Raw genomic sequence first — 18,088 nt, forward strand, 5'->3', positions numbered from 1 at the left:
TTAAACAGTCATGTCCGTGTTTTGAGACATCCGAAATCCCGTCAGATGACGGGTGTGCCACCAATAAAATTCGAGGAGCCCCGCCGTGGAACTGCTGTCTTCCACCACTTTCTGGATTGCGTTGGGATCGATCATCCTGACCAATATCGTCCTGTCCGGCGACAACGCCGTGGTGATCGCGCTCGCCTCGCGCAACCTGCCGCCCGCCCAGCAGAAGAAAGCCATCTTCTGGGGCAGCGCCGCCGCCATCATCATGCGCGTGGTGCTGACCGTGGCCGCGGTCAAGCTGCTGAGCCTGCCGTACCTGAAGATCATCGGCGCCTTGCTGCTGGTCTATATCGGCGTGCAACTGCTGACCGGCGATGACGACGAGGAAGGCCACGACGCCAAGGACAATATCTGGGCCGCGATCCGCACCATCCTGATCGCCGACCTCGTGATGTCGCTGGACAACGTGGTCGCCGTGGCCGCCGCAGCGCAGAAGGGGCCGGAGGGCAGCCAGCTGCTGCTGCTGATCGTGGGCCTGGGCCTGTCGATTCCGCTGATCGTGTTCGGCAGCACCTTGCTGCTGAAGGTGATGGAACGCTTCCCGGTCATCATCGTGCTGGGCGCCGCGCTGTTGGGCTACCTGGCGGGTGAGATGCTGGTCAGTGATCCGGTCGATGCGGCCTGGTTCGAAGTTCATGTGCCGCACGCCCACCTGGTGTTTGGTGCCGCGGGCGCGATTCTGGTGGTGATTATCGGGAAGCTGTTGAGCCGCAAGGCGGCGCAGACGGCCTGACGCTCGCGCTTGCTGGCGGTTTGCTCCCCTTTCGCTTGCGGGAGAGAGGGGGTGAGGGCAGGCGCTGGCATACCGACACGCTTTACTCTGTTGACGCTCCAGCCCTCACCCCCACCCCTCTCCCACTTCGCGGGAGAGGGGAGCGTTCGCGAGGGATAGCGGCTTATGTGCAGCGCTTGTGTGAAGAAACGCTTTACTTCTGCGCGGGTGTCGGCCCGCTTCGCAAATGTCTGTCAGCACCCCTGAGGGCGGCCAACTGGTCGCCTTTTTTGTTGGCTGTTGAGGATGTCCCTGTCGGTACCCTGGCCAACTAACTCATGTGAGTGATCGCACTTTTTGTCGCTTTGTCAGGTGCTAGCAGCCCCAGGTGACAAATTTTGGCGCTCGCGGCTGTCTTCCCCCTCGTGGGTGACGAATTTTGTCGTTTTTTACCCCCTACCGATGGGGGAGGCTGTTGGCACACTTACTGCTCATTGGTCCCCGCGTCACGAAACCGAAGACGTGCAACGCTTAACCAAAATCTCTTCGAGGGGTCAAATCAAATGCAACGGGTACAACAACTGAAGAAGCTGGGCCGTCGTGTCCAGAAGGGCTTTACACTGATCGAACTGATGATCGTGGTGGCGATTATCGGTATTTTGGCGGCGATCGCGATTCCGCAGTATCAGGACTACACCATCCGCGCCCGCCTGGCCAAGATCCCGGCGACGGTCCAACCGCTCAAGCTGGCCGTGGCGGAATATATTCAATTCAATGGCGGCGCGGTCGCCGGCATTACGGCGAACAATTGGACGGGTGCGCAGACGGCGGGCGGTCTTGGCCTTTCCGCTGCACCTACCCCCACCACGGAAGTCGCGGCATACGCTTTGACCGCAGCAACAGGTGCCATCGTTGTGACATTGCCCGCGGCCGGCATTGGTGGTTGCGCCAATGGACAGACGATTACCTTCACGCCGGGCGTCGCAGCAGGTAGCAACGTTGTGACGTGGGTGGTTACCACCAGCGCCGCTGCCGCGCCGTGTACCACTGAAGTGGCGAAGTGGGTCTAAGCTGGGATCTGTCTAGGGGAAAAAGCGCCTTCGGGCGCTTTTTCTTTACCTCCACCCCAAGCTATCATGCGCCTTTTCCCCTAAACAGGCGCCTCAATGCAGCCGTCCAGGACCCGCCTCCCGTCGGCCGCCCTCATCGCAGCAACCGTTGTTCCGCTGCTGGTTTCCCGGCACACGCTGCCGCTTGCAACGTTTTACGGCGAATGGGCTGCCGCACTGTGTGCCATCGCCGCCATCGCCGTACGAACGCTCCGCAAGCCCGATGCCTTGACCCCGGAACCTTCCGCGCTCCTACCGTGGGTCTCGCTGCTATTCCCCTGGCTGGTCCTCATCAGCCTGATACTCGCCGCCCTTGGCCACGCCGACGTTACCGGCAGTCGCCTGATCACCATCCTAACGTTGCTTCTGGGCACCGCAGTGACATGCGCCGCATGGTGGTACAGACGCACGCCGGCAGGCAGCACGCAGGACGTTGGCGACGCCTTCGCCATTGCCTTCCTCATCGCCGGCCTGCTGGGCACCGTCACCCAATGGGTGCAGCTCTTCCATCTCGAGCCACGGGCCTTTGGCCTCGTCTCCACCTACTTCTACGACGACAACCGCCGCCTGTGGGGCAACCTTAACCAGCCCAACCACCAGGCCACGGTGCACGGCCTGGCACTGGCCGCTTCCGTATGGCTGGCCTCGCGCGGCAAGCTGCGCTTTCCGATGTGGCTGGCAGCGGTGGCGTTGCTGGAGAGCGGCATCGTGCTGTCCGGCTCGCGCACCGGCGTGCTGCACGTCGGGCTTGCAGCGGGATACGCACTGGTTGCCGCCTGGCTTGCACGCGGCACGCCACGTGAGGCTGACCCGATGCGGCGGACCTCGGGGCTGGTGGTGGCCGCGGTTGCGATGGTGGTGATGCTGCTGATCCTGCAGCTTGCCATCCGCGTCGCCGGGCAGGCTTTCGACTGGCGCCTGTTCGACACCATCGCGCAGCTCGAGGCAGAAAACCAGATGTCGGCGCGCGGCGCGCTGTGGGCGCATGCGCTGGCGATGTTCCGCTCGCATCCGTGGCTGGGGGTGGGCTGGGGCGAGTTCGGCTGGGCGCAGTTCATGCAGCTGGCGCAGGTCGGCGTGAAGGTGGAGATGTCGCTGCATGCCCACAATGCCGTGCTCGACCTGCTGGCCAAGACCGGTATCGCCGGGACCCTTGGCGTCGCGGTGATTCTTGCCGCCTGGCTCTGGCGCGTGGTGCATGCCAGGATCTGGAAAGCGGATGCCGACGAGCGCCGCCAGACCGTGCTGATGCTAGCCTGGCTGGCGATGCTGTGCGCGCATTCGATGCTCGAATACCCGCTGCATTACCTGTATTTCTTCCTGCCGTTCTGCTTCCTGCTGGGCTGGCTCGAGCCCGCCGGCTTCGGGCAATGGCGCGTGCCGGTTTCGGTGGCGAGGGGGCTCGCCATCGCGTTTGCCGTGGTTGCCTCAGCGGTGCTGGCGTCGATGTGGCAGGACTATCGCCGCGCCGAGGCCCGCGAGTACGCCAGCAGCGCAGGCCGCCAGGCGTTGCCGATGCCGCGATTCTGGTTCCGCCAGCATGCGCAGGCCGATGCGGCGGGGCAGGCCACCATCACGCCTCAGAACGCCGCGCAGTTGCTGCCGGCCCATATCGCCGCGGTGCACTTGTTGCCGACACCGACGATGATCGCGCGCACTGCGTGGCTGCTGGCGCTGACCGGCGATGCGGCGCAGGGGCGCCGGTGGATGGAGCGGCTGCGCTGGTATTACCTGGGCGATGAAGTGGCGCAGTATGCCGCGATCGCGCAGGCGTGCGGCGAGCTGAAGCCGGACGAGCGCCCGCAGGCGTTCTGCGCGTGGGTGGCGGACCGCTCGCGCCGGCTGTCGGAGTGGCGTCGGGACTAGTAGTACGGCACGTAGTACGCCGGCGGCGGAGGCGGATAGTAGTAGTAGCGCGGCGCCGGCGCCGGTGCCGGTACAGCGGCCACGCGCCCGGCGACCGGCACGCGGTTGCCGCTGGCGTACATGCACTGGACGTAGGCCGCATCGTATTGCCGCTGCGTGCCATACCCGGCGTACTGCGCATGGCTCGCGCCGAACGCTGCGCCGGTCAGCAGGCCGATACCCGCGCCCACTGCCGCACCCGATCCGCCATCGAATGCCGCACCAGCCGCCGCGCCCAGCGCGGTGCCAACCGCCGCACTGCCGAGCGCGGCATTGTTGGCGGCTTGCGCCGAGCTGACGCCGCCGACCCGGCCCAGTGCGAACTGGCGGCAGTTATAGTCGTCGGCACGGAACTGGTTGAAGTTCTTGCCGGTACCCGGCAGCGCCATCACGCTGGGGCCGGAAGGCATCACGGCGCAGGCGCCGAGGATCAGGGTGGCCACGGCCAGCGTGGCGCGCGTCAGGGCATGCATGGTGTCACCCCCGCTTCAGGAATTGGCCGGCGGCTGCGCCGGTACGCGCTGCCAGCCACCGGGGCAGGACTGCACGTAGGGGTAGTAGCCTTCGGGCTGGTTGCAGTGGTACCACCAGCCCTGCTGCTGCGGCGCGACACCATCGGGGCCAGGGACCGGCACCGGGCCGTTCGGTCCCTGCTCGATATACTGCGGCGGCGCCACGGGCACGGTGACCACGGCGGGCGGGTAGTAATAGGGAGCGGGGTAGGCGGGATAGCCGTACGGGTAGCCGCCGAAGACAATGCCGGGGCCGAAATAGAGTCCCACGCCGACGCGGGTGCGCGTCTTGATAAAGTCGCCGCGCGCTTCGTTATCGTGCAGCGCGGCATCGTGGATATCGGCCCGCCCGGCAAGGGCGGCGCCGCTCGCGGCCGTGGCCGCCAGTGCCAGGACCAGCTGGCAGAGCATGCGCCCGTTCATGGTATTCACCTCATCCCCGTGCGCGCCGGAAACAGCACGTCACAGGCAGAGACTGCCGGCCGCGAAATGCGCCGGCCCGCAATCGTATTGAATACCAAATTGTCACGCGCCGGCGCCGGCGCGGCGTACGGGGAAATGCGGCGTTACTTTTATTACCGGGGAACGACAGTGGCGTAAGACCCTGTGATACGGCGCAACGAAGCCATGGCTGGGAGAAGCATGGCCCTGAACGCTTCCCCTGTTTTCCCGCTATTCCGCGAACAGATCCGGACCAAACACTTCGTAGTGAATGCGTGCCTCGGGGATGCCCATGTTCCTGAGGGCATCATGCTGCATGCGCATAAACGGGATCGGACCGCAGATGTAGTAATCGGCATCGGGCAAAACAACCGATTTCTCGATCAGCTTCACATCGACAAGTCCCGGGTAGTCATAGCCCTTGCCCTGCACATCCTGCGCAAGCGGCTGGTCATAGAAGACAAAAAGATCAAAGTTTTGTTTTCCTTGGCGGCCTCGCGCAGCCGGTCGCGCATCGCATGCACGGCGCTATTGCGGGCGCCAGGCGGCACTCCGGCGACCAGATCCAGGTCGGCTACGCGCGAACAATCAGTTGGTGTCGCCCGCTACCCAGTCGCCCGACTTGCCGCCATGCTTTTCCAGCAGCTTCACATTGCCGATCACCATGCCGCGGTCCACCGCCTTGCACATGTCGTAGATCGTCAGCAGGGCCACCTGCACGCCGGTCAGCGCTTCCATTTCCACGCCGGTCTGGCCGCGGGTTTCGGTGCGCACGGTGCAGGCGATGGTGGCGGCAGCCTCGTCGAGCGTGAAGTCCACCGCGACCTTGGTCAGGCCGATCGGGTGGCACAGCGGGATCAGGTCGGCGGTGCGCTTGGTGGCCATGATCGCGGCCACGCGGGCGATGCCGAGCACGTCGCCTTTCTTGGCGGTGCCATCGCGCACCAGCGCGAAGGTGGCGGGCAGCATGGTGATGGTGCCGGTGGCCACGGCTACGCGATGCGTGCTGGCCTTGTCGCCGACGTCGACCATATGGGCCTGGCCGGCGGTATCGAAATGGGTAAGCTGGGTCATAACAAAACGTCCGACAAGACTTCCGGCAGGGCGCCGTATGCGCGGGTGAGAACCATCCGATGGGAACGGCTACTGGAGGCCGCTATCATAGCAACATGCCAAAACACCCATCGCTTCGCAGGTCTGCCGCACGCGGCCGGGGCGCCGCAGCGGATGCCGCCGTGGCCGGTTCCACGTCACATCGTGGTGACGCCGGCCGTTCCCGTGCCGGCGGCGCATGGGCACCCTGGAGGCGGCCACTGGCCGCACTGCTGGCGCTGACCTTCGCGGCGCCGGCGTGGCCACAGGGTTCCCCGCGGACGTCGACGGCAGCGGGCACGCAGGCAAGCGCCACTGCTTCCACCGGCGCGACCACCAGTGCGGCCACCGGCCGTGCCCCCGCGCCACCTCCGCCCACCATCTCCGCCGAAGCCAGCGACCAGGTCTACGACAACCTGAACCGCAGCGTAAAGGCCGGCCAGAAATCCGAGTTCGGCCTGCGCACCAACAACGCGGTGGTGGAGGCCGGCGGCGTCCAGCTCCCGGACCTGGGCGACCCGTCCACGGCCGCGCTGTCGCCCGATATGGAAAAGCGGCTGGGCGACCGCATCATGCGCGATATCCGCCGCGACCCGCTGTACGTGACGGACCCGTTGCTGAGCGACTACCTGAACGCGCTCGGCTACCGGCTGGTGCAGGCGGCGCGCCGCCAGAACATCTCCGGCTCGACCGGGGCCGGCACCTTTGCCACCGGTTTCGACCTGTTCGCGGTGCGCGACCGCAGCATCAATGCCTTTGCGATGCCGGGCGGCTATATCGGCGTGCACACGGGTCTGCTGGTGCAGTCCGATACCGAATCGGAACTGGCCTCGGTGCTGGGCCACGAAATCGGCCACGTGATGCAGCGGCATATCGCGCGCGGCATCACCCAGCAGGACCAGTCGATGTGGATCGCGCTGGCGTCGATGGTACTGGCGGGCCTCGCTGCCACGCGCAGCCCGGATGCCGCGGCGGCGCTGGCGATGGGCGGGCAGGGCGCGGCCATTGCCAACCAGCTGTCGTTCTCACGTGGCGCCGAGCGCGAGGCCGACCGCGTCGGCTTCCAGATCATGACCGCGGCGGGCTTCGATCCGCAGGGCATGCCGGACTTCTTCATGCGGCTGCAGCGCGTGGCCGGCACCGCGGAAAACTCCGTGCCGTCGTATGTGCGCACCCACCCGCTGACCTCGGAGCGGATCGCCGACATGCAGGACCGCGTCAGGCGTGTCAGCGCGCGCAAGGTCGCCAATACACCGGAGTACGAGTTCGCGCGGATGCGCGCGCGCGTGATCCAGGAAGCGTCGCCGAGCGACCTGCAGGCCCTGCGCAACGCGCTGCGCGCGCAGTTGCAGGGCGCGTCGGCGGTGCGGGCGCCGGCGCTGCACTACGGCCTTGCCTTCGCCGAGCAGCGGCTGGGCCGCTATCCCGCCGCCGAACAGGAGCTGGCCGAAGCGCGGCGGCTGTACGGCAATATCCCCGGCGCCAGCTCCGGCAGCCCGATGCTGGACGTGATGGCGGTGGAACTGGCGCGCGCGCAGGGCCGCGTGCCCGATGCGCTGAGCCAGGCCAGCGCGTCGATGAAGGCCTTCCCCCTGTCGCACGCGGTGTCGGTCGCCTATGCCGATACGCTGGTCGGCTCCGGCCGCTATGACGAGGCGGTGCGCTTCCTGCGCGAACGCACGCGCCAGGAGACCAGCCGCAGCGAATGGTGGGAGATGCTGGCGCGCGCCTACGCGGGCCAGGGCAAGCGGCTGCAGCAGCACCAGGCGCTGGCCGAGAAGTATGCGATGGACGGTGCCTACCAGGCCGCCATCGAACAGCTGCAGATCGCGCGCAAGGCCGGCGACGGCGACTTCTATACGCTGTCCGAGGTCGACGCGCGGCTGCACCAGCTCGAGCGCCAGTACCGCGAGGACAAGCAGGACAACAAGGGCATGCCGAACTGACGGCGGGCCGGACTGTCCTCAGGCAGTTCTCAGGCAGTTCTCAGGCAGTCCTCACGCTGTCCTCAGACCGCGGGGTCCGCCGGCGGCGCCGGCTGGCGCACGAACCCGAAGCGCTTGGGCACCTCGCTCTCGGCGATCGGCTCGATCGGGATGTCGCGCCCCGCGTAGTGGAACAGCCCAAGGTCGGTACCGCAGGCGTCGCCGTGCCAGGTGCTGGCGCCGCTGAACAGTTCCAGGTCATGGTCGTGCAGCAGCGCGGCCTGCACCACCGGCGGGGCGCCTTCGGCCATGCCTGCCACGGTACCGGCCAGCACCACGTTGCCATGCTCGTCGGCGTAGCAGCTTTCCAGCGCAAAGGCCTGCTGCGTCGTGGTGCGCAGCGCGCCTTCATGCAGGCGCACGATCCACGGCGCATACGCCAGCGACACGAACACCCGCTGCGGCCCGTTCTGGAAGAACCATGCACCGCGCTCGTCGCGCAGGTAGTTGCGTTCGATAAAGCCGATCAGCGCCTCATGGCGGATCGGGTCGCCCGACAGCCCGTGCGCTTGCGCATACTCATTGCGCAGCCGCCACTGGCCGCGGCGGTCCAGCGCCAGCCAGCCATAGGCATTGGGCACGTTGGGCCAGCGTGCCATCGCTTGCCTGACGATGTCGTCCATGTTGGGTCTCCTCTGCGGGCGGGTGGCTTGCCACGCCGCCTCGCGCTCACATCATGCTGTCGAAAAAGCGCAGGATCCGTGCCGGCAGCCATTCGATATGGCCGCCAAAGCGGCCGTCGGGCAGCAGCGGCAGGTGGCGCCGCCAGCCGTCGTGCGGGGTCATGAAGCCGACATGGCCGCCGTGCTCGGGCTGCTCCAGCCACACCTGCGGGCTGACCTCGGCCGGGCCGGGCAGGTACCGCCCGGGCAGGAAGGGATCGTTGCGCGCGTTGAGCACCAGCGTCGGCACCGCGATCTCGCGCAGCACGGGTTTGCTGGCGGCGCGGCGCCAGTAGTCGTAGGTATCGGCAAAGCCGTGCAGCGGCGCGGTGACCACGTTGTCGAACGCGTACAGGTCGCGGCTGGCCAGCATGGCGTCGCGGTCGAACAGGCCGGGAAACTGCTCCAGCTTGGCCAGCGACTTGCGCTTGAGCGTCTGCAGGAACATGCGCGTATAGACCATGTTGAAGCCCACGGACAGCGCGGCGCCGCCGGCGGCCAGGTCCAGCGGCGCCGAGATCGCCGCCGCCGCGTGCACATGGCTGGCGCCGCCGCCGTCCTCGCCCAGCAAGCGCAGCAGCGCATTGCCGCCCAGCGAGATGCCCACCACCAGCAGTTTGCGCCCGTTGGCGCAGTGGTGCCGGGACATACGCTGCAGCACCCAGCGGACCTCGGCGGAATCGCCCGAATGGTACATGCGCGGTGCCAGGTTCAACTCGCCCGAGCAGCCGCGGAAATGCGGGATCACGCCCTGCCAGCCGCGCAATGACAGCGCATGCATCAGCGCCTGCGCGTAATGGCTGCCGGAATCGCCTTCCAGGCCATGGAACATCACCACCAGCGGCGTGTCCGGCTGCACCGCGTGCGTGGTCCAGTCCAGGTCGATAAAGTCGCGGTCGGGGGTGTCCCAGCGCTCGCGGCGGAAGGTGACGCGCGGCGGACGCCGGGTGAAGCGGGCGGGGATGATGGTCTGGGCATGGCCGCCGCGCAGCCACCAGGGCATCAGCAGGCCGTCGCCGTAGGCATGCCCCGGCGTGGGGGAGGGAGAGTCCGCCTGCACGGGATGCGGCAGGCGGTGTTGCGGAAGCTGCGTCATGCCGGCTCGGAATTTGCCTGGTATTGCAGCAGCAGGCCACTAAGCGACGCTAAGCGGCCATGCGGCTTCAGTGCAGCGCCTGCCCCGGTGCGGCCGCCACCGCGGCAACCTGCACGGCGTTGGCCGGGCTGCAGTGGATATGCGCCAGGCGCCAGCCTTCGTGGTTCTGCATCAGCACATAGGTGGTGTGCACGTACAGGTCGGCCTCGACCCGGTCGCCGCCGAAGCGCAGCGCCTCGGTCACGTCGAAGATCGACACCGCCATCGAGGCATGGCTGCTGGTCTCGATCGCATCGACCAGCACCGGCTGCTCTTCCAGCAACTGCGCGAACGCCTGGCGCAGCTGCTCGTGGCCGATCAGGCGCTGGCCGTCGGGCAGCACGCAGGTGATCGAGTCCTCGTCCAGCCACAGGCGCAGCGCGCCTTCGGCATCGCGCAGCTTTAGCGCCTCGCGAAAGGCTTCGACGATGTCTTCGGCGGAATCGAACAGGCGGGCAAAACGAGGCATGGTGGCAGTGTCAGGGGTAAGTCAGTGCTGCGGCCGTGGCCGGTGCAGCAGCTTGCGGAGTTCGACGAACACCATTTCTGGTTCGATCTCTTTCAGGCAGCGCAGGTGGCCCAGCGGGCACTCGCGCTTGAAGCACGGACTGCACTCGAGCTGCAGCCACATGATACTCGCAGCCTGTGACAGAGGCGGGGTGTGGCGCGGATCGCTCGAGCCGAACACCGATACCTGGGGCCGGTTCAGCGCCGCGGTAACGTGCATCAGGCCGGAGTCGTTGCAGACCGCGGCCTCGGACAGCGCCAGCAGGTCAACGGCATCATCGAGCGAGGTCTGGCCGCACAGGTTGCGCACGAACGGGGCTTCACTGACGATCTCGCTGGCGATCTCGGCATCCTTGGCCGAGCCCAGCGTGATCATCTGCGCGTACGGGTAGGAGCGCCGCAGCATCTGCGCGAGCTGGGCAAAATGGCTGGCCGGCCAACGCTTGGCCGGGCCGTACTCGGCCCCCGGGCAGAACGCGATCACGCGCGCGTGCGGGGCGATGCCGAAGCGCTCGGCGGTGGCCGCCATGCGCGCGGGGTCGACGCGCAGGCGCGGTTCCGGGATGTTTTCAGGCAGGCGCGCGCCGGGCTTGAGCGCCAGGCGGGCGTAGTGCTCCACCATCGGCGGGCGCTTGTCGCGCGGCGGGTTGGCGTGGCGGATATTGAGCATGCCGAAGCGCGCTTCGCCGCGGTAGCCGATGCGCAGCGGGATGCCGGCCAGCCACGGGATCAGCGCCGACTTGAGCGAGTTCGGCAGCACGTAGGCGAGGTCGTAGCCTTCGTTCTTGAGCTGCTGCGCGAACATCAGCCGTGCGGACAGCTGCAGCTTGCCGTGCGCGAGGTCGGACGGGAACACGCGGCCGATCTCGGGCATGCGCGCGAGCACCGGCGCCACCCACTTGGGCGCGAGGGCGTCGATGACCAGGCGCGGATGGCGCGCCTTGAGCAGCGCGAACAGCGGCTGCGCCATCAGGGCGTCGCCGATCCAGTTGGGGGCGATGACGAGGGCTTTCTTCATGGGCGGGGCGCTTGGAGCCGGCACGCCGGCGCGGACGCCGGGAACGCCGACGCTCCGGGGCGCCTGCGGGCGGCCCGGAGCGTCGGGGTCGTGCGAAAACGGGCGGCTCGGGTCAGTGGTGGCCCTTCAGCACGGTGCCCGGCTTGAGCTTGTAGACGGTACCGCAGTAGGGGCACTTGGCCTCGCCGGTGTCTGCCACGTCCAGGAACACGCGCGGATGGTAGTTCCATGTCGGCGTGTTGGCGGTGGGGCAGTGCAGCGGAATGTCTTCGGCGCCGATTTCGATGATGGTGGCGGTTTGCGTCATGGTGTTGCAGGGAGTGAAGCTTATTGTCCGTGAAACGGGGTGTGCCGCGCCCGCAATTGCGGGCGCATGGCGCGAAAGCGCTGGCCGCAGGTGCTCAGACCAGCGTCAGCCACTTCTTGTACTTCTCTTCTTTGCCGCCCACGGCGGCAAAGAACGCGTCCTGGATCTGCTTGGTCACCGGGCCGCGGCGGCCTTCGCCGATGATGCGGTCGTCCAGTTCGCGGATCGGCGTCACTTCGGCGGCGGTGCCGGTGAAGAAGGCCTCGTCGGCGCAGTACATCTCGTCGCGGGTGATGCGCTTTTCCCGCACCTCGATGCCGAGGTCGCGCGCGATCGTCAGCGTGGCGTCGCGGGTGATGCCGTCCAGGCACGAGGCCAGGTCCGGGGTATAGATCACGCCGTTGCGCACGATAAAGACGTTCTCGCCCGAGCCTTCGCTGACATAGCCTTCGGTATCCAGCAGCAACGCTTCGTCGTAGCCCAGCCCGGTGGCTTCCTGGTTGGCCAGGATCGAGTTGATGTAGTAGCCGCTCGCCTTGGCGCGCACCAGCGACACGTTGACGTGGTGGCGGGTGAACGACGAGGTCTTCACGCGGATGCCGCGCTCCATGCCTTCCTCGCCCAGGTAGGCGCCCCACGGCCAGGCCGCGATCGCCACGTGGATGGTGTTGCCCTTGGCCGACACGCCCAGCTTTTCCGAGCCGATCCACACGAGCGGGCGGATATAGCAGGATTCCAGGTTGTTGGCGCGCACGACCTCGCGCTGGGCGGCCTCGAGCGTGGCTTCGTCGAACGGCATCGCCATCTGGAAGATCTTGGCGGAATTGAACAGACGGCGGGTGTGCTCCTTCAGGCGGAAGATCGCGGTGCCTTCGGGGGTCTTGTAGGCGCGCACGCCCTCGAACACACCCATGCCGTAGTGCAGCGTATGCGTCAGCACGTGGATCTTGGCGTCGCGCCATTCGATCAGCTTGCCGTCCATCCAAATCTTGCCGTCGCGATCCGCCATCGACATGTCTGTTCTCCTTGCGCCGTCAAAGTAGCAAAAACAACATTGTAAGCCGCGGCGGCATGGCTCACAAAGCGGGGAAGGCCCGCGGCGGTCTAGAATCCTCTTTTCCGGGCGGTTGCCGCATGGTGGACGCCAATTTTTGCCGCAGCCTTACCGTTCACGCCATCGCGCCTGCTCTTCCGTCCCTGACCCGGCGTGCCTTTGACCCCGTGCCTTTAACCCCGTGCCTTTAACCCCACATCCCGGCCCTGAATCCTCGCCGGCGCCCGACGGTCGCGGCACCAGCCCCGCCTCCGGCCCCGGCTGGCAGCAGGCGCTGGAAGCGCTGCGCGCCCTCGCCGGCGCGGAGCCCGCGGCCGCGGCCGAAGGCGGGCGGCGGCTGCTATGGGCGCTGACGCTGGATGCCGACGGCGCGCCGGGCACGATCGAGCCGCTCGAGCAGGTGCGCGGCGCGCGCGGCTGGGGCAAGCCTAAGCCGGTGCCGCTGGCGCGCGTGGCCGAAGACGACCGGCTCGAGCCGTGGGATGCCCGCGTGGCCCGCGCCATCCGCCGCGACCAGTCCCACAACCGGCGCTATGTGATCGATCGCGCTGCCGCGGCGATGGCGCTGGTTGGGCACCCCGGTGTGGTGCTGGCGCACGCGCCGACGCAGACGCTGGAGGTGGTGGAGGACGCGCCCGCGCTGGAGGCCGTGCACAGCGCCGGCCGCTACGTGCTGCGCATCTTCCCGCCAGTGCGCGTGGCGCCGGCAATGGAGGCCTTGCTGCCCGCCGCCGCGCGCCAGGAGGCCGAGGCGCTGCGCCAGCTTACGGTGGTGCGCGACGGGCCGCACCGGCTGCGCGTGATCCGCTTCACGCCGGCGCAGTTCGACGCGGCGCGGCTGATCGGCGATGGCCTGGCCATCCCCGAGGACGGCCAGGCCCAGCTCGACCGGACGCTGCGCGCCCTGGCCAGGCACTTCCAGATCCATGCCGACCAGGCCGGCGGCACGCGCACGGTGGAGGCCGAGACGCGGCTGCGCGCCGAGGTGGCGCCGGTAGGCCGCGGCATCTCGCTGCGGCTGGTGGTGACGCCGCTGGGCCCGCTCGGCCCGCGGCTCGCACCCGGCGCGGGGCGCGAGCGCCTGATGGCCGCGGTGCGCGGCGAGACGCTCGCGACGCAGCGCGACCTGGAGGCCGAGCTGGCCAGCGTGGCCGAAGTCTTCGCCGCGCTGCCGGTGCTGGTGACCCAGTCGCCGCCGGGCGGCGAGTACAGCTGGACGCTGGACGACCCGGAAGACGCGCTCGCGGTGGTCGAGGCGCTGCCCGGGCTGCCCGCGGTGCAGGCGGTCGAATGGCCGCGCGGCAAGGAGATCCGCGTGCTGCCGGCCGACCTGCCGCAGCTCGGCGTGCAGATCGAGAGCCGCGGCGCGTGGTACCGGCTGGCCGGCGAGCTGCGCGTGGCGGAGGGGCTGGTGCTGGAGCTGGGGAAGCTGATCGACTGGACCGGCAGCCACGCCGGACGCTTCGTGCCGATGGGGCAGGGTGTCTACGTGGCGCTGACGCGTACGCTGCGGGGCCGGCTGCGGGACCTGGCGGGCGTCGGCGAACGCGTTCCTGACGGCATCCGCGTGCCGCAGATGGCCACGCCGTGGCTGGACGATGTGCTTGCCGGCGCCGGCATCGACCCCGACGCGCATTTCCGCCAGCGCATCGCGCGGTTGCGCGCCGCGCGCGAGACCGAGATCGCGCTACCGCCGACGCTGGCGGCCGAGCTGCGCCCCTACCAGGAGGCCGGCTACCGCTGGGCCATGACGCTGGCCGCTTCCGGCCTCGGTGCCTGCCTCGCCGACGATATGGGCCTGGGCAAGACCCTGCAGGCACTGGCGGTGATGGTGGCCCGTGCCGGCGGCGGCGCCGCGCTGGTGATCGCGCCGACCTCGGTCTGCGGCAACTGGGCCGCCGAAGCGCGCCGCTTCGCGCCCACGCTCAACGTCCATGTGTACGCGGAAGGCGAGCGCGAAGCCCTGCTGGCGCAGGCGGGCCCGCATGATCTGGTGATCGTTTCGTACACGCTGCTGCAGCAGGCGCGCAAGGACTTCTGCGCGCGCGAGTGGCACACCGTGGTCGCCGACGAGGCGCAGGCATTCAAGAACGCGGTCACGCGGCGCGCGCAGGCGATGTACGAGCTGCCGTCGGGTTTTCGCATGGCGCTGACCGGCACGCCGGTGGAAAACCGGCTGGCCGAGCTATGGTCGGTGATGCGCTTCTGCAATCCGGGTTTGCTGGGCTCGCTGGCCCGCTTCAACGAACACTTCGCCAACCCGATCGAGCGTGGCGGCGTGCGCGAGGCACGCCTGCGGCTGCGCCGCATGATCGCGCCGTTCGTGCTGCGCCGGACCAAGGCGCAGGTGCTGGACGAACTGCCGCCGCGCACGGAGCTGGTGATCCGGGTCGAGCCCGAACCGGTCGAGGCGGCGCACTACGAGGCGCTGCGCCGCCAGGCGCAGACCGAGGCCGAATCCGCGCTGGCGCGGGTGGAAGCCGCGCGCAAGGCTACCCGCGGCGCGCCGGCCGGGGCGCGGGCGCGCGCGCTGGCGCAGGCCCAGCACCAGGCGCAGGCGCGCATCCACGTGCTGGCGCAGCTGATGCGGCTGCGGCGCGCCGCCTGCGATCCGCGGCTGGTGACGCCGGAGCTCAGCGGCCAACTGAGCGAGGGGGCCAAGCTGCTCGCCTTTGTCGAATTGGCTGGCGAACTCGCGGCCAGCGGCCACAAGACGCTGGTGTTCAGCCAGTTTGTCGATTTCCTGCAACTGCTGCGCCGCGGGCTGGAGGGCGCCGGGCTGGCCTTCCAGTACCTGGACGGCGCCACCCCCGCGGCCGAGCGCACGCGCCGCGTGGCGGCATTCCAGGCGGGCGAGGGCGACGTGTTCCTGATCAGCCTGAAGGCCGGCGGCTTCGGCCTGAACCTGACCGCGGCCGACTACGTGATCATCGCCGACCCGTGGTGGAACCCCGCCGCCGAAGACCAGGCCATGGGCCGCGCGCACCGCATCGGCCAGCAGCGCCCCGTGACGGTGTACCGGCTGATCCATGCCGGCACCATCGAGGAGCGCATCGTCGACCTGCACCGCGACAAGCGCGCGCTGGCCGACGGGCTGCTGGAGGCGGATGACGAAGCTGCGGCGGGCACCGGCGCGGCGCTGCCCGATATCGACGAGCTGGTGGGGCTGCTGCGGCGCTGATGGTGCGCAGGGCAGGCATATGCCGGCACGGCATACCTTCAAGCGAACTCGGTCGTTTGGTTTTGGCAGGAACCTTGCTATCTTGTGACGTTGGCCCGGGGCTCAGATCCCGGCCGGCCCATGTTCAGTCCTGACTTTCTCCGACGGTGCCCCCATGCCTATCTCGTCCCGCCTGCTCCCGCGCTTGTCCTTCCGTTCCGCTTTCCGCCTGGGCGCCGGCCTGGCCGCGCTGTGCGCCGCCGCTGCCGTGAGCGCGCCGGCCCACGCGCAGGGCGAATGGCCGACGCAGCCGGTGACGATCCTGATGGGCTTCACCGCCGGTTCGGGCGTCGACATCGTCGGCCGCACGCTGCAGGAATCGCTGCAGAAGTCGCTCAAGACCACCATCATCTATGACTACCGGCCGGGCGCCGGCGGCAATGTCGCCTCCGAAGTGGTGGCGCATGCCAAGCCGGACGGCTACACGCTGTTGCTGGGCACCGCCGCCACGCATGGCATCAACCCGGCGCTGTACAAGAACCTGCCGTTCGACGCCGAGGCCGATTTCACGCCGATCGCGCCGCTGGTCGAGGTCTCGAACGTACTGACCGTCAACCCGGCCGTGATCGACGTGAAGTCGGTCAGGGAATTCATCGAGAAGGTCAAGGCCAACCCGGGCAAGTACAACTTTGCGTCGACCGGCAACGGCACCGGCACGCACCTGGCGTTTGCCGAGTTCAACGCGCGCGCCGGCCTCGACATGGTCCACGTGCCCTACAAGGGCGGCCCGGATGCGCTGCAGGCGGTGGTGAAGGGCGAGGTCTGCTGCATCTTCAACCAGGTGCAGAGCGTGCTGCCGCAGTACCGCGCCGGCAAGGTGCGGCTGCTGGGCGTGACCACCAGACAGCGCGTGCAGGTGATTCCCGACGTGCCGACCATCGCCGAGAGCGGCGTGCCGGGCTTCAACAGCACCATCTGGTTCGGTTTCTTCGGTCCCAAGGGCCTGGATCCGAAGATCGCGCGCAAGATCAATGACGCGGTAAAGGTGGCGCTGGAAACGCCGGCGATCCGGCAGAAGCTGGTCGACGCCGGCAACACGCCGCGCATCGAGTCGGTAGACCAGTTCAGGGCCACGGTGAAGGCCGACCGCCAGAAGTGGGCGGGCGTGGTCAAGAACGTAGGCGCTTCGATCGACTGACCGGTCAGCGCGGGGCGCGCCACGCGCGCCCCCTCAAGCTTCCGGCCTCACCCCCAGCCGCGTCAGCAAATGCGCGAGCTGCGCCTGCGTGCCGGTCCCGGTCTTGGTGAAGATCGCCTTCAGCTGCGTGCGCCCGGTCTCGCGCCGGATGCCGATCAGCTCGCACGCCTCCGGCAACCCGATCCCCGTTGACAACTGCATCGCCAGCCGCGTCTCCGCGGGCGTGAGCCCGTAGAGATCGCGCAGCACGGCCGGCAGCGTCACCGGCGCGATGCCGGGTTCATGGATCGCCACCATCACGCTCGGGCGCTGCCAGTCCATGGCGAGATGATGGGCCGGCGGCAGCGGCATCAGGATGACCTGTGCCTGGCGGCCACCGCCATCGACCGCGCGCAGCGCCTGCGCCGGCTGCAGGCTGGCCGGATCGCAGGCGGCGCGCAGTGCCTCCGCAAACGGGCGCGACAGGCGCCACTCGTCCTGCCGCAACGGCCCGGACGACAGTGCCGCGGCGCTGGTCTCGATCGACACCGCCGGCAGCAGCCGGCGCACCCAGGCTTCGCCGATGCTGTTCGCCAGCAGCGCCTTGCCGTCGTCGCGGAACACGATCATGCCAAAGGGCAGCCGCTCCATCATCTGGGTGGAGGCGTGCGCCAGCGCCGAGACCTGGTGGATGCGGTCGCGCAGCGCCATGGCGTGGCGCACGTGCGGGATGGCCCAGTCGAGCGCGCGCGCATCCTCCGGCTGATAGAGGCTGCGCCCGTGCGGCCGCTGCAGCGACAGGAACACTTCATAGTGGGGCTTGCGCTCGACCAGGCAGGCCATCAGCGACGCCAGTCCGAACTGGCGGAAGAACTCGCCGTAGAAGGGCGAATGGCGCATGGTTTGCGTGCCCAGTTCGCGCGAATCGATATACCAGCTTCCCACCGGCATGCGCGGCGCGAACGGCAGTGCCGGGTCGAGGGCTTCGTAGTACTCGTGGTAGGCGGCCACTTCCTCCGGCACGGGATTGACTACCTGGTTGACCAGCACGCGCTCATTGACGGTGTCGAGCACCACCAGCGCGGCGTGGACGCTGTCGCTGACCTGGCACAGCGCGCTCAGGCTGCGCTGCCAGGCCTCGGCATCGAAGATGCCCTCATACAGTGCGCGAATGGTGTCGTGCATATGCCTCTCTGTATCGCTCATGGCTTGCCTTCTTCTACTTTTTGTACTTTTGGTACTTTATGCGTGTGGCCGAGAGCCG

At 68.3% G+C, this 18,088-nt stretch carries 16 protein-coding genes and 1 pseudogene; 6 read left to right on the forward strand and 11 right to left on the reverse strand.

The window, feature by feature from the left end; all coding sequences use genetic code 11:
- Positions 1-85 precede the first annotated feature (85 nt).
- The 3 genes from AB1I47_RS17225 (at position 86) to AB1I47_RS17235 (ending at position 3,735) form a co-directional block, all read left to right on the forward strand.
- Positions 86-781, forward strand: coding sequence for a TerC family protein (locus AB1I47_RS17225; protein ID WP_354684951.1), 696 nt, complete (start codon positions 86-88; stop codon positions 779-781).
- Positions 782-1,323: 542 nt separating this feature from the next.
- Complete coding sequence (locus AB1I47_RS17230; RefSeq protein ID WP_354684952.1) at positions 1,324-1,830, forward strand: pilin; 507 nt, start codon at positions 1,324-1,326, stop codon at positions 1,828-1,830.
- A 96-nt stretch (positions 1,831-1,926) separates the two neighbouring features.
- On the forward strand, positions 1,927-3,735 hold the full coding sequence (locus tag AB1I47_RS17235) for a PglL family O-oligosaccharyltransferase (RefSeq protein WP_354684953.1): 1,809 nt from the start codon (positions 1,927-1,929) through the stop codon (positions 3,733-3,735).
- Here the strand turns inward: AB1I47_RS17235 and AB1I47_RS17240 are convergent.
- The 4 genes and pseudogenes from AB1I47_RS17240 to moaC form a co-directional block, all read right to left on the reverse strand.
- On the reverse strand, positions 3,732-4,247 hold the full coding sequence (locus AB1I47_RS17240) for a hypothetical protein (RefSeq protein ID WP_354684954.1): 516 nt from the start codon (positions 4,245-4,247) through the stop codon (positions 3,732-3,734). The genes AB1I47_RS17235 and AB1I47_RS17240 overlap by 4 nt on opposite strands.
- A 15-nt stretch (positions 4,248-4,262) precedes the next feature.
- Positions 4,263-4,709, reverse strand: coding sequence for a hypothetical protein (locus tag AB1I47_RS17245; protein ID WP_354684955.1), 447 nt, complete (start codon positions 4,707-4,709; stop codon positions 4,263-4,265).
- Between the two features lie 249 nt (positions 4,710-4,958).
- A pseudogene (locus AB1I47_RS17250) lies at positions 4,959-5,269 on the reverse strand (nitric oxide dioxygenase); the annotation flags it as partial.
- Between the two features lie 46 nt (positions 5,270-5,315).
- Entirely contained in the window at positions 5,316-5,801 is a 486-nt protein-coding gene (gene moaC, locus AB1I47_RS17255) for a cyclic pyranopterin monophosphate synthase MoaC (protein WP_354684956.1), read from the reverse strand.
- 95 nt (positions 5,802-5,896) lie between these two features.
- Between moaC and AB1I47_RS17260 the strand changes: the two genes are divergently transcribed.
- Positions 5,897-7,765, forward strand: a complete 1,869-nt coding sequence (locus tag AB1I47_RS17260; RefSeq protein WP_354684957.1) for a beta-barrel assembly-enhancing protease — start codon at positions 5,897-5,899, stop codon at positions 7,763-7,765.
- 62 nt (positions 7,766-7,827) lie between these two features.
- On the opposite strand, the gene AB1I47_RS17265 is transcribed toward AB1I47_RS17260, so the two are convergent.
- From AB1I47_RS17265 to AB1I47_RS17290, 6 genes are all read right to left on the reverse strand, one after another.
- Positions 7,828-8,427 carry a DUF2946 family protein gene (locus AB1I47_RS17265; RefSeq protein WP_354684958.1) on the reverse strand — a complete coding sequence of 200 codons (600 nt, stop codon included), beginning with the start codon at positions 8,425-8,427 and terminating at the stop codon, positions 7,828-7,830.
- A 46-nt stretch (positions 8,428-8,473) separates the two neighbouring features.
- Positions 8,474-9,562 carry a YheT family hydrolase gene (locus AB1I47_RS17270; protein ID WP_354684959.1) on the reverse strand — a complete coding sequence of 363 codons (1,089 nt, stop codon included), beginning with the start codon at positions 9,560-9,562 and terminating at the stop codon, positions 8,474-8,476.
- 67 nt (positions 9,563-9,629) lie between these two features.
- The gene (locus AB1I47_RS17275) at positions 9,630-10,070 is read right to left on the reverse strand and encodes a YybH family protein (RefSeq protein ID WP_354684960.1); all 441 of its coding nucleotides are present in this window, start codon (positions 10,068-10,070) and stop codon (positions 9,630-9,632) included.
- A 21-nt stretch (positions 10,071-10,091) separates the two neighbouring features.
- Positions 10,092-11,126, reverse strand: a complete 1,035-nt coding sequence (gene waaF, locus AB1I47_RS17280) for a lipopolysaccharide heptosyltransferase II (protein WP_354684961.1) — start codon at positions 11,124-11,126, stop codon at positions 10,092-10,094.
- A gap of 112 nt (positions 11,127-11,238) precedes the next feature.
- Positions 11,239-11,433, reverse strand: coding sequence for a zinc-finger domain-containing protein (locus AB1I47_RS17285; protein WP_354684962.1), 195 nt, complete (start codon positions 11,431-11,433; stop codon positions 11,239-11,241).
- A gap of 94 nt (positions 11,434-11,527) precedes the next feature.
- The gene (locus AB1I47_RS17290; RefSeq protein WP_354684963.1) at positions 11,528-12,448 is read right to left on the reverse strand and encodes a branched-chain amino acid transaminase; all 921 of its coding nucleotides are present in this window, start codon (positions 12,446-12,448) and stop codon (positions 11,528-11,530) included.
- A gap of 220 nt (positions 12,449-12,668) precedes the next feature.
- Here AB1I47_RS17290 and AB1I47_RS17295 point away from each other — a divergent pair, with 220 nt between their 5' ends.
- Together AB1I47_RS17295 and AB1I47_RS17300 are read left to right on the forward strand one after the other, a co-directional pair.
- Positions 12,669-15,668 carry a DEAD/DEAH box helicase gene (locus AB1I47_RS17295; RefSeq protein ID WP_354684964.1) on the forward strand — a complete coding sequence of 1,000 codons (3,000 nt, stop codon included), beginning with the start codon at positions 12,669-12,671 and terminating at the stop codon, positions 15,666-15,668.
- Between the two features lie 154 nt (positions 15,669-15,822).
- Positions 15,823-16,845: a Bug family tripartite tricarboxylate transporter substrate binding protein gene (locus AB1I47_RS17300; RefSeq protein WP_354684965.1), complete on the forward strand. Its 1,023-nt coding sequence runs from the start codon at positions 15,823-15,825 to the stop codon at positions 16,843-16,845.
- 33 nt (positions 16,846-16,878) lie between these two features.
- Here the strand turns inward: AB1I47_RS17300 and AB1I47_RS17305 are convergent, their stop codons facing one another.
- Entirely contained in the window at positions 16,879-18,030 is a 1,152-nt protein-coding gene (locus AB1I47_RS17305; RefSeq protein WP_354684966.1) for a helix-turn-helix transcriptional regulator, read from the reverse strand.
- Positions 18,031-18,088: the final 58 nt, after the last annotated feature.

The organism is Cupriavidus necator (genome assembly GCF_040578825.1).
In the GTDB taxonomy this organism is placed as follows: Bacteria; Pseudomonadota; Gammaproteobacteria; order Burkholderiales; family Burkholderiaceae; genus Cupriavidus; species Cupriavidus necator_E.